This window comes from Pelomicrobium sp. (genome assembly GCF_036803785.1).
In the GTDB taxonomy this organism is placed as follows: domain Bacteria; phylum Pseudomonadota; class Gammaproteobacteria; order Burkholderiales; family UBA6910; genus Pelomicrobium.
Genome location: NZ_DAIRTR010000051.1, coordinates 8102 through 19179, shown reverse-complemented (window position 1 = coordinate 19179; position 11078 = coordinate 8102). Strand labels below are relative to the sequence as shown.

9 protein-coding genes are annotated in these 11078 nt (G+C 66.1%); 5 read left to right on the top strand and 4 right to left on the bottom strand.

Going from position 1 to position 11078, the window contains the following annotated elements:
- Positions 1–1785 (top strand): alpha-glucan family phosphorylase (gene glgP / locus V7Q81_RS07835; RefSeq protein ID WP_333841709.1); only part of this gene is annotated, 1785 nt, incomplete at its 5' end.
- A gap of 33 nt (positions 1786–1818) precedes the next feature.
- Here glgP and glgA read toward each other — a convergent pair.
- On the bottom strand, positions 1819–3294 hold the full coding sequence (glgA, locus tag V7Q81_RS07830) for a glycogen synthase GlgA (RefSeq protein ID WP_333841707.1): 1476 nt from the start codon (positions 3292–3294) through the stop codon (positions 1819–1821).
- A gap of 104 nt (positions 3295–3398) precedes the next feature.
- On the opposite strand from glgA, the gene V7Q81_RS07825 reads away from it, so the two are divergent.
- Entirely contained in the window at positions 3399–4229 is an 831-nt protein-coding gene (locus V7Q81_RS07825; RefSeq protein WP_333841704.1) for an NAD(P)-binding domain-containing protein, read from the top strand.
- Positions 4230–4250: 21 nt separating this feature from the next.
- Here V7Q81_RS07825 and V7Q81_RS07820 read toward each other — a convergent pair whose 3' ends face one another.
- Positions 4251–4457, bottom strand: coding sequence for a DUF6494 family protein (locus tag V7Q81_RS07820; protein ID WP_333841702.1), 207 nt, complete (start codon positions 4455–4457; stop codon positions 4251–4253).
- A 277-nt stretch (positions 4458–4734) separates the two neighbouring features.
- On the opposite strand from V7Q81_RS07820, the gene V7Q81_RS07815 reads away from it, so the two are divergent.
- Positions 4735–7860 (top strand): transglycosylase domain-containing protein, encoded by a 3126-nt coding sequence (locus V7Q81_RS07815; RefSeq protein WP_333841699.1) that lies wholly within the window; start codon positions 4735–4737, stop codon positions 7858–7860.
- Here the strand turns inward: V7Q81_RS07815 and pgi are convergent.
- Both pgi and V7Q81_RS07805 read right to left on the bottom strand, forming a co-directional pair.
- Positions 7787–9427: a glucose-6-phosphate isomerase gene (gene pgi / locus V7Q81_RS07810; protein WP_333841697.1), complete on the bottom strand. Its 1641-nt coding sequence runs from the start codon at positions 9425–9427 to the stop codon at positions 7787–7789. The two genes, V7Q81_RS07815 and pgi, sit on opposite strands and share 74 nt — an antisense overlap.
- A gap of 134 nt (positions 9428–9561) precedes the next feature.
- On the bottom strand, positions 9562–10104 hold the full coding sequence (locus tag V7Q81_RS07805) for a phasin family protein (protein ID WP_333841696.1): 543 nt from the start codon (positions 10102–10104) through the stop codon (positions 9562–9564).
- 463 nt (positions 10105–10567) lie between these two features.
- Between V7Q81_RS07805 and V7Q81_RS07800 the strand changes: the two genes are divergently transcribed.
- Positions 10568–10750: a hypothetical protein gene (locus tag V7Q81_RS07800; protein ID WP_333841695.1), complete on the top strand. Its 183-nt coding sequence runs from the start codon at positions 10568–10570 to the stop codon at positions 10748–10750.
- A gap of 68 nt (positions 10751–10818) precedes the next feature.
- A complete protein-coding gene (locus tag V7Q81_RS07795; RefSeq protein WP_333841694.1) occupies positions 10819–10989 on the top strand; it encodes a hypothetical protein in 171 nt (56 codons plus the stop codon).
- Positions 10990–11078 lie beyond the last annotated feature (89 nt).

Genomic DNA, 11078 nt, shown 5'->3' with positions numbered 1-11078 from the left:
GGCGGGGTGCGGGCACTGGCGGCCCTCGGGCTCAAGCCCGCGGTGTACCACATCAACGAGGGTCACGCCGCGTTCTTGGTGCTGGAGCGGGTACGCCAGCTGGTCGGCCAGGGATTGAGCTTCGCCGCCGCCCTGGAGGCGGTGGCGGTGTCCACCGTGTTCACCACCCATACCCCCGTGCCGGCGGGGCACGACCATTTCAGCGACGAGATGATCCTCACCTACTTCGACTGGTACCTGAAGGAGGTGAAGATCCTGCCGGAGGAGCTGCTCGCGCTGGGCCGCACCCCTGGCAGTAGCGATTTCAACATGACGGCCCTGGCGGTACGGGGCTCCCGCTTCCACAACGGCGTCTCGCGTATCCACGGAGAGGTTTCGGCGCGCATCCTCCAAGGCTTGTGGCCCCAGATCGACCCCGAGGAGAACCCGATGGAGTCCATCACCAATGGGGTGCACGTGCCCACCTTCCTGTTCCAGGACTGGGCGGATATGTTCGACAAGTTCCTGGGCAACGAATGGCGTAACCGGCTGTGCGACGCCTCCTTCTGGGAGCGCATCGACGAGATCCCCGACCACCTCTTCTGGAGCACGCGCCAGTCGTTGAAGTCCCAGATGCTCTACCTGGTGCGCCACCGGGTGAGGATCCAGCACTTCCGCAACCACGGCTCGGAAGCCCACCTGGAGCGGCTGCTCAAGTACGCCGACCCCATCAATCCCCACGTGCTGACCATCGGCTTTGCCCGCCGCTTCGTCACCTACAAACGGGCGCTGCTTCTGTTCCAAGACCTGGAATGGCTCAAAGAGATCGTCTCCGACCCAGAACGGCCGGTGCTGTTCATCTTCGCCGGCAAGGCCCACCCGGCGGACGAGCCGGGGCAAGCGCTGATCCGGCGGGTGGCGGAGTTCGCCCGCATGCCGGAATTCGAGGGGAAAATCCTCCTGGTGGAAAACTACGACCTGCGGCTCGCCCGGCGCCTAGTCTCGGGCGTGGACGTATGGCTCAACAACCCGATCTATCCCCAGGAAGCCTGTGGCACTTCCGGCATGAAGGCGGCGATCAACGGAGTGATCAACCTCTCGGTCACCGATGGCTGGTGGGGGGAGGGCTACGACGGCAAGAATGGCTGGGCCATCAAGCCGGCGCCGGAAAGCATGGACCCGGCGCGCCGTGACCGGGAGGAATCCCGCACCCTGTACGAGATTCTGCAGGACCAGGTGCTTCCCCTCTACTACCAGCGCGGCAAGCAGGGCTATCCGGTGGAGTGGGTGAAGCTTGCCAAGCGCTCCATTGCCTCCATCCTGCCCCGCTTCAATTCCATGCGCATGGTGGGCGAATACGTGCAGCGCTTCTATGCCCCGGCGGCACGTCAGGGTGCCGCCTACGCCCAAAACCGGTACGGGAGCGCCCGCGAGATCGCCGCCTGGAAGTCCCGGGTTCAGCTCGCCTGGCCCGGGGTGCGGCTGCAGCGGCTCGACACGGGACCCAAGCGCATCCAGTTCGGCAGCCGCCTTACCTTTAAGGTGGCCATGCATCTGAACGGGCTCGAGCCCGATGACGTGGCAGTGGAGCTGCTGATTGGTCGCACCAGCAAGGCCGATCGGCTGTCCGAATACGAGCGCTTCCGCTTCCGGCCGGAGGGCGCGACCGACGATCCAAATCAACACCTCTATACCCTGGATTTGGAGCCCAGCCTGTGCGGTAGGCTCAACTACATGATCCGCGCCTACCCTTGCCATCCCCGGCTCACCCATCCCCTGGAGATGGGGATGATGGTGTGGTTGTGAGCGTACTATTCCGGCGGCTGGCGCTTGTCCGTCTCAGCCTGCCCGAACCAGGGAGCGGTAGAGCTCCAGATACTGCTGCGCGCTTTTGTGCCAGCTGAAATCCCGTGCCATCCCGGCGCGCTGGATGCGCCGCCAGGCGTCCAGGTCCCGCCACAGGGCAAGCCCCCGATCGATGGCGCCGAGAAACGCCTCTTCCGCCATGACTTCGAAGGCAAAGCCGGTGGCCGTGCCGGCGGCGAGGTTGGCGGGCGTCGCGTCGGTCACTGAGTCCTTGAGCCCGCCGGTGGCGTGTACCACCGGCGGCGTGCCGTAGCGCTGGCTGTACATCTGGTTCAGCCCGCAGGGCTCGAAGCGGGAAGGCATCAGGAACAGGTCGGCGCCGGCCTCGATCCGATGGGCGAGGGCCTCGTCGTAACCCAGGCGTACCGCGAGGGAGCGGGAATAGCGCCGGGCGGCCTCGCTGAGGGTCAGCTCCAGTGCTGGATCGCCGCTGCCCAGGAGGGCGAGTTGGGCCCCCCGCGCCATTAACCGGGGCACGATGCGCGCCACCAGGTCCACCCCTTTCTGGGCGGTGAGCCGGCTCACCATGGCGAGGAGCGGCGTATCGGCCTCCTCTGGCAACCCCAGCAGGCGCTGCAGTGCGCGCTTGTTCTCGCCCTTGCGCTCTAGTTGCTCGGCGCAGTAGGGCACGGCGATAAAGGGATCGCGCGAGGGGTCCCAGACCTCGGTGTCGATGCCGTTCAAGATTCCCGTGAGGTGGTTGCGGCGCGCCTGGAGGAGCCCATGAAGGCCGAAGCCCAGGGGCTCCGATTGGATTTCCTGGGCGTAGGTGGGGCTCACCGTGGTGATGTGGTCGGCGTAGTAGAGCCCCGCCTTGAGGAAGGAGAGCTGTCCGTAGTACTCCACGCCGTGGACGGAGAAGGACTCGGGCGGCAGACCCACCTGGGCCACCGTCTCGGGAGGGAAGATCCCCTGGAACGCCAGGTTATGGACGGTCATCACGGTGGCGGCGCGGCCGCCGCGGAGGAAGTGGAGATAGGCGGGCGCGAGCCCCGCCTGCCAGTCGTTGCCGTGGAGCACGTGGGGGCGCCAGGCGAGGGGGCTGCGGCTCGATCCCAGGAGGGCTGCGATCCGCCCCAGGAGGGCGAAGCGCAAGGCGTTGTCGGGCCAGTCCCTGCCGTCTGGCCCCAGATAGGGTCCGCCCGGGCGCCGGTAGAGTTCGGGACAGTCGATGACGAGCAGGGGGGCGGTAGCCTCCGAGCGGGCGGTGAGCAGCCGAGCGGGGGGGAACCCAGGCAGGTCTTTGATCTCCAGGATTACCCGCTTGTGGCTCGCCCCCTGGAGCACAGCCGGGTAGCCGGGTACCAGGACCCGGATGTCCACGTGTAGCGCCGCCAGCGCCTTGGGCAGGGCGGCGCTCACGTCGCCAAGCCCCCCGGTCTTGACCAGGGGATGGACCTCTGGCGTCACGAACAGGACGCGCAGTGGACTGCGCAATGGCGGCGGCATGGGGAGGATGGGAGCCGTGTGTTATAGTGGCCCGGTATTGTATCGCGGGCGTGCGGTGCTCCTGGCGCGGGGGCGACCTCTTTTGCCCGCGAGTTCTCCTTTACATGCAGATCGGTGTTCTCGGAATGCATGCCTTGGGGGCAGCCGTGACGCGCCGGCTGGCCCGCCAGGGCGTGGCGGTGCGGGTCTATGCCCGGGAGCGAGCGGCCCTCGACGCTTTGCGCCAGCAGGGGGGGATCGCCTTCTCCCGAGGGGTGAAGGCCCTGTGCCAGCAACTCGCTCCCCCGCGTCAGCTTATCCTCTTCGTTGCCGATGCCCGCCTGCTGGCCGCTCTCGCTCGCTGGATCGAGCCGGGGGACTGCATCGCGGATTGCGCTGAGGGAGATCTGCGTGCCTGCGTGGCACGGGCCCAGCGCTTCAAGGCGCGGGGCGCCTTGGTCGCAGACCTGGGCCTGTTCGCCGCCCCGGGGAGCGAAGCCTACGGCTTCGGTCTTGCCATCGGGGGCGAGGCGGCGGCCTTCGAGCGCCTGAAGCCCCTGGCGGACAAGCTGGGGGTGGAGGGCGGCTTGCTTTCAGCCGGGGTCGGCGCGATCCATGCAGGGCCCCCAGGCTCCGGCCATTTCCTGCAGACGCTGCAGGGCCTCCTCCTGGAAAGCGCCGTGGCGGGAAGCGCCGAGGCGCTCCAGCATCTGGTCCAGGCGCCGGCTTCCCTCGCTTCGCCTCCCCTGCTGGCCCGCGTCTGGGAAGCGGGCAAGCGGACGAATGCCCGCCTGGAGCTACTGTGCGAGTCGTACCTGCGCCTCGCGGGCGGCGATGCCGCGCCTTCTTGCCCGGCGGTTGACCTGGCGCGCGCGGCTCGCACCGCGACCCGAGCGGCGGCCGGCTACCTGGAGCAGTTGCGCGCCATTCTGCGGGAGCGAGGCTACGGTGCCTAAGAGCCCCTTCTCGGCAGGTGACTATTCCAGCTCGATCGTGCCTTCGAAGGTGACGTCCAGCTGAAGGCCGTCCACCGTCAGGCGCATCTTGGCGGGAAAGGTCTCGTTGCCTGTCAATCGACCTTCCACCAGCGCCTTCTCCACTGCGTGCTCGATTTCCCGTTGGGAGCGGATGCCCACCATCTTGAGGAATTTGCGGATGCTCAAATTCAGGGCTTCTTCGTTCATGATCTGTCCGGTGCGTTGGTGAGGAGTGTCACAGAGTACTCCAAAACGGTTGTCTCGACACCGCCACAAAGATTCAAAATGCCGGCGGCAATTCTTTGCGTCTTATCGCGTCTAAAGAACGCCGGGTTTTCGCTCTTCTTGTCGTTCCCGGAAAACGATGAATATGAATGTGCGCTTCCGTCTGCCCGGAGGCGATGGTCCTCAAGCGGCCAGGGCGCCCGGGGGTGCGCTCGAAAGACGATGCCGGCGTACAGCGGGGAGGCGGTCTCCTGCGGCCGTGTGCCTGCTGCTCACGGCGCCGCTCCATCCGCCGGGCAAGCGACGCCAGCGTCGGCGCGCCGTCTGGGCGACGGCCGCTTTGGTCACGGCCGTGGCCGGATTCGGACTCTGGGAGCTTCAGACGTCCACCATCCAGGCGCAGCAGTTCGTCCGCTATGCCCAGGCGATCCGGTTCTGGGTGGAGCCGGGCGCGAATCCCTCGATGCGCTTTCCCGGGCCGGGACCCTTCGACCAGCGCACGGGCTATAGCCGTCTTCCGGTATTCCTCGAACGGCTGCAAGCCGAAGGCTTTGTCGTGGAGCGGCAGGCGCGCGCCTCTCCCGCCTTGGCCGCCCTGATGGACTTGGGTCTTTTTCCCATCTACCAGGAAAAGACCCAAACGGGCCTCAAGGTGCTCGATTGCGCCGGGCGACCCCTTTACGCGTTCGATTTTCCCCGGCGGGTCTACCGGGATTTCGCCGAAGTGCCTTCCCTGGTGGTGGCTGCCCTCCTCTTCATCGAGAACCGGGAACTGCTCGACACCCGCTATCCCTATCGCAATCCGGCGGTAGAGTGGGACCGGCTGGCGAGCGCGGTGCTCAACCGGATGGTGCATCTGGTGCTCGAAGATCATCCTTCGCCAGGAGGCAGCACCCTCGCCACTCAAATGGAGAAGTATCGCCATTCCCCCGGCGGCCGGACCGACTCCCCCGAAGAGAAGCTGCGCCAAATGATCTCCGCGTCCCTGCGCGCCTATCTCCACGGGAGCGAGACCCTCGCCGCTCGCCGACAGATCGTGGTGGATTACCTGAACACGGTACCCCTGGCGGCGGCGCCCGGCTTTGGCGAAGTGGTGGGTCTGGGCGATGGCCTGTGGGCCTGGTATGGGGAAGACTTCGACGAGGTCAACGCCAGACTGCGCCAGATGCCGCAGCAATCCGAGGAGCTCGAAGCCCAGGCGCGGGCGTTTCGTCAGGTCTTGAGCCTGCTCATTGCCCAGCGGCGTCCCTCCGAGCTGCTGATCGGCGAGCGGCAGCGGCTCGCTTCGCTGACCGACAGCTATCTGAGGCTGCTGGCGAAAGAGGGGGTGATCGATGGAGCCTTAGCCCGGGCGGCTCTTCAGGTTCGGGTGGTGCCGCGGACTTTTGCGCCGCCCACGCCCCTGGGCTCTTTTGTCGAGCGCAAGGGGGCAGACGCGGCGCGGGTCAAGACGGCCCAGCTCCTGGGGGTGTCCAGCCTCTACGAGCTGGACCGCCTGGACCTCACCGTGGAAACGCCGTTGCAAGCAACCCTACAAAAGGAAGTGTCGGAAGTGCTTACCCGGCTCGGCGATTCCCGCTACGCCCGGCAGGCGGGATTGCTGGAGCCCAAGCTCCTTGCCCAGGGCGATCCGTCCCGGGTGATCTATAGCTTCACCCTGATGGAGCGGGCAGCCGGCGCCAACCGGGTACGGGTCCAGGCCGACAGCATCGATCAGCCCTTCGACGTGAACGAGGGGGCAAAGCTGGATCTGGGTTCCACCGCCAAACTGCGCACCTTGGTGACCTATTTGGAGCTGATCGCGGAGCTGCACGCCCGCTATGGAAGTTTGCCGTTGGAGGCGCTGCGACAAGTGGAAGCGAGCCCCCGGGATCCCCTGACCCGCTGGGCGCTGGAGTACCTGACCGGAACGGACGATCGGAGCCTGCCCGCCATGCTGGAGGCCGCCTTGGACCGACGCTATTCCGCAAGCCCCCATGAGACCTTCTTTACCGGCGGAGGGCTTCATCGCTTCGGGAACTTCCGCCCTGAGGATGACGTCCGGGTGGTGAGCGTGAGGGAGGCGTTTCGCGATTCCATCAACCTGCCCTTCGTGCGCCTGATGCGCGACATCGTACACCACCTCATGTTCCGGGAACCCGGCTCCACCGCCCGGCTGCTGCACGATCCGGCGCACCCGCTGCGGGCCGAGTATCTCTCCCGCTTCGCTGACCGGGAGGGGCGAGCCTTCGTGCGTCGCTTCTACACCAAGTACAAAGGCAAGTCCCCGGAGGAGATGCTGGCCCTGCTTGCCCAAGGAGTACGGTCGACCCCAGCGCGGCTCGCGGCCGCCTTCCGGGCCGTGGCCCCCGAGGCCGGACCCGAGGCGCTCGAGGCATTCCTGATGGCAAACCTGCCCGCCGGGCGGACCTACGACGCTACCGCACTGTACCAGGCCTACGCGCCCGGCCGCTATGACCTGGCGGATCAGGGCTTTCTCGCCGGAGTGCATCCTCTGGAGCTGTGGGTGGTGGAGTTCCTTGTCCGCCATCCCGGGGCGAGCTTGGCCGAGGCGGTAGAGGCGAGCCGGGAAGCGCGCCAAGCGGTATACCGGTGGCTCTTCCGCACGCGAAACAAGAATGCCCAGGACCAGCGGATCTGGAGCCTAATGGAGGTGGAAGCGTTCATGGAAATCCATGAGCGCTGGCGTCGCCTGGGTTATCCCTTCGATGCCCTGGTGCCTTCCTACGCCACCGCCATCGGCAGCTCCGCCGACCGTCCGGCAGCGCTGGCGGAGCTGATGGGCATCCTGGTCAACGATGGCGTGCGCCTGCCCACGGTGCGCTTGGAGGCGTTCCATTTCGCCCGGGCCACCCCCTTCGAGACCCGCTCCGTGTTGAGGGTCCCTGTAGGCGAGCGGGTATTGCCTGCGGAGGTGGCGGCGGCGGTGCGACGGGCCCTGGAAGACGTGGTGGCCCGGGGCACGGGCCGGCGGCTTCCCGCGGCGTTGCGCCTGGCGGACGGTTCAATGGCGGTTCTGGGGGGCAAGACCGGCACCGGGGACCATCGCTTCGAGGTCTATGCCGCGGGCGGCCGGCTGGTGGAATCCCGGGTCATGGGCCGGGCCGCCACCTTCGTCTTCCTGATGGGCGAGCGCTACTTCGGCACGGTGACGGCCTACGTGCCCGGGGAGAAGGCCAAGGACTACCGGTTCACGAGCGCTCTGCCGGTGCAGGTGCTCAAAGCGCTCCTGCCGGTGCTAGAGCGGCATCTGGGCGAGGGATGTTCAGCTGTGCCAAAACGCCTTCTCGCCGACACTTCCGCTGCGACGGTCACACCCCCCGGGAACGGGCATACTCGATCAGGCCCCGGGTGGAGGCGTCGTGGGCGGCCACCGGTCCTGTAGCGGCCTCTAGCTCGGGAAGGAGGGATTTGGCGAGCTGCTTGCCCAGCTCCACACCCCACTGATCGAAGGGGTTGAGGTGCAGCAGCACGCTTTCGACGAACACCTTGTGCTCGTAAAGGGCAAGGAGGGCCCCCAGGGCATAGGGGGTGAGCTTCTCGTAGACGAGGGTAGTGCTAGGGCGATTGCCGGGGAATACCTGGTAAGGTAGCAGGCGCTCCAGCGCTTCCCCCTGCAGGCCCTTCGCCTCGAGCTCGGCGCGGGCCTCTGCTTCCGTCCTTCCGCGCATAAGGGCTTCGGTTTGGGCGAAGCAGTTGGCGACCAGCATGCGCTGGTGGGTGGTCAGGGGGTGGTGGGCCTTCAGCCCCACTAAGAAGTCGGCCGAGATCAGCTGGGTGCCTTGATGCAGAAGCTGAAAAAAAGCGTGTTGGCCGTTGGTGCCGGGCTCCCCCCAGATGACCACGCCGGTCTGATAGTCCACCGTTCGCCCGTCCCGGTCCACCTGCTTGCCCAGGCTTTCCATCTCCAGCTGCTGGAGATAAGCGGGAAACCGGGCCAGATGCTGGTCGTAAGGCAGCACGGCGTGGGAGCGTATGCCAAAGAAGTTGGCGTACCACACCGCCAGCAACCCCAGGATCACGGGGGCGTTCTTTTCCAGGGGCGCTTCGGCGAAATGCCGATCCATGGCGCGGGCGCCCGCCAGCAGCTCGGCGAAGCGGTCGAAGCCCACGGCGATACACAAGGGAAGCCCGATGGCGGACCACAGCGAATAACGCCCTCCCACCCAGTCCCAGAACTCGAACATGTTGTTGGGCGCTATGCCGAACTTCTGCACCTCCACCCTGTTGGTGGACACGGCGACGAAATGGCGCGGTACGGCGGAGCCGGTGCGCAGCCCCTGGAGCAGCCATTCCCGAGCCGAGCGGGCGTTGGCCAGGGTCTCCTGGGTGGTGAAGGTCTTGGAGGCGACGATGAAGAGCGTCGTCTCAGGATCGAGCCTCGCCAGGGTATCGGTCAGATGGCTGCCGTCCACGTTGGAGACGAAGTGCACCCGGAGCTCGGGGCTGCCGTAGGGACGCAGGGCCTCGGTGGCCATGGCCGGCCCCAGGTCCGAACCACCGATGCCGATGTTGACCACGTCGGTGAAGGGCTTGCCCGTGATGCCGCGCAGGTTTGCGCTGCGCACCGCATCGGAGAAGCGCCGCATGTGCTCGAGCACCCGGTGCACGTCGGGCAGCACGTCACGACCCTGGAAATACACCGGCCGATCCGCCCGCAGCGCCGTGTGTAGCGCTGCCCGCTGCTCGGTGTGGTTGACGAGCTCGCCCCCGAGCAGCCGCTCGATCCAGCGGGAGAGCTCCATCTGCTGGGCGAACTGGAGAAGGAGCGCCAGAGTTTCCCCGGTGATCCGGTTCTTGGAGTAGTCGATCAGCAATCCCGCCGCCTCCAGGGAAAAACGCTCGAAGCGTCGGGGATCGGCGGCGAAGAGCTCGCGCAGGTGGCGGACGGCTAGACGGGCGTGATGGGAGGCGAGCGCCTTCCAGGCGGGGGATTCGGTCAAACGGCTCATGGGCGAGAAGGGAAGTAAAGGGGCGGATGCCTCGATTCTAACCGGCCTCCCGGCGCGGTCCCAACCGCCTGAGCCACGTCCCCAAAAACGAAAAGCCCCGGACGAACCGGGGCTAAGCAATGCCGTAAGTCGGCTTACGTCTTGGCAGCCTTCTTCTTGACCGTGCTGACGGCGGCGGCAGCCGCACTCACGTTGGCCTCGGCCAGCTCGGCCACCTGCTTGGCGGCCTTAGAAAAGCTGTCATAGGCGCTATTGGCGGCGGCGACGCCCGACTTGATGAAGGAGACGGCGGCTTCGGAGCTTGCTGGACCCGAACGGGACAGCTTCTCGATCTGCTCGATGAGCGCCTGGCCGAAGGCGCTGACCCGCCCTTCCACCGCTTTGGCTGCGGCTGCCTGGGTCTCGGCGGCGATCTCATAGACGTTCTTGAGGTAGCTCAGCACCTTTTCCGCTTGGGGCTCGACGGCGGCCGGTGGCATGCTGAAGAAATCTTGCAAGCTTTTCGCTTCGAGAGCGACACGGGCGTTACGGGCGGTTTCGTTCAAGGCTTCTCGGGCGGTGGCCAAGTTGAGCTGGGCGAGCTTCTCGGTGCCGTCCAGGGCGATGTGGGAGATCTGCACGGCGGCGTCCAGATTCGCCTGATGGAAAGCGATAAGGGATTCAGGGTGAGTGTACATGGGCGACTCCTAGGCATTAGTGGGCGGTGCTGCTGCAATGCAGCAGCACCCATTCTATAGAAAATTCAATATATGTCAACATGTTTTAGCAACTTCGATGGCCTTTTGATCGTAACGCACAAAAATGGCGAAACAATGAAAGGAATCCTACAAAGAGCGCTCTCCGGTCGTCCTGTCATGGGCGACTATGGCTAGCCGAGACCCTAAACCGGCCAGGGGTCTGCATCTCGGCGCTGTTGCTCCCGCGAGACAACCCCACCCTTTGGGATTCAAGCAGATCAGCGTTCAAGCCGGTCAGCCGTCGGGCCCCGGCGACGCCCAGAAGCAGGAGTTGGCTACCGATTTGTGGGCAAGCCATTGAGTTGGAATGACTGCTCGTCGTGCTACGGAGGTTGCAAAAGGGCAGATGGCTGCGAAGGGCAGCAAAGTGAAATCGAAGTCCTTGAATAAAGGAGGTATCTGTATGATGGAGGGAAATGCACGCAGGCTCTCCCGTCCCCTTGTCCCGGTATTGCTAGGGGCGTTGGTGCTCGGGCTGGGCGCCACGGTCCAGGCGGAACGGGGCGGTGCAGGTGTGGACGCCGTGGGCAGGGTCGGTGCGGGCGCCGGCGTATCCCTCGGCGGGCCGGCGATGGTGGATGTGTGAGCCCAAGGGGGGGTGCAGGCGGGGGCGCGGTCGATGTGACGCGGGGCCTTGCGCTGTCCCGGGAGGCCATGGGCGAAGACGCTCGGCGCAACCAGAACGCCCAGCGCTGGGAAGGGGCCACCCGCAGCCTGGACCGGGCGAAAGCCCGTATGCGCGAAGAAGGGCCGGACCATGCCAGGCGCCTGGAGGCGGAGAGCTCGGCGAAAGCCCAGAGCCGGATTCGCGGGCGCATGCAATGAACGGACACGGCAGGGGGGTGACCCCCTCCCCCATAAAGGAGCCGTGCGCCGGGTCTTTTCGGAGGCGTTTGCGCGCTTTACCCCCCTGG

Coding starts and splice junctions, on each gene's coding strand:
- glgA (WP_333841707.1), bottom strand. CDS start 3,294: ATGCCGCCGCCATTGCGCAGTCCACTGCGCGTCCTGTTCGTGACGCCA.
- V7Q81_RS07825 (WP_333841704.1), top strand. CDS start 3,399: ATGCAGATCGGTGTTCTCGGAATGCATGCCTTGGGGGCAGCCGTGACG.
- V7Q81_RS07820 (WP_333841702.1), bottom strand. CDS start 4,457: ATGAACGAAGAAGCCCTGAATTTGAGCATCCGCAAATTCCTCAAGATG.
- pgi (WP_333841697.1), bottom strand. CDS start 9,427: ATGAGCCGTTTGACCGAATCCCCCGCCTGGAAGGCGCTCGCCTCCCAT.
- V7Q81_RS07805 (WP_333841696.1), bottom strand. CDS start 10,104: ATGTACACTCACCCTGAATCCCTTATCGCTTTCCATCAGGCGAATCTG.
- V7Q81_RS07800 (WP_333841695.1), top strand. CDS start 10,568: ATGATGGAGGGAAATGCACGCAGGCTCTCCCGTCCCCTTGTCCCGGTA.
- V7Q81_RS07795 (WP_333841694.1), top strand. CDS start 10,819: ATGGGCGAAGACGCTCGGCGCAACCAGAACGCCCAGCGCTGGGAAGGG.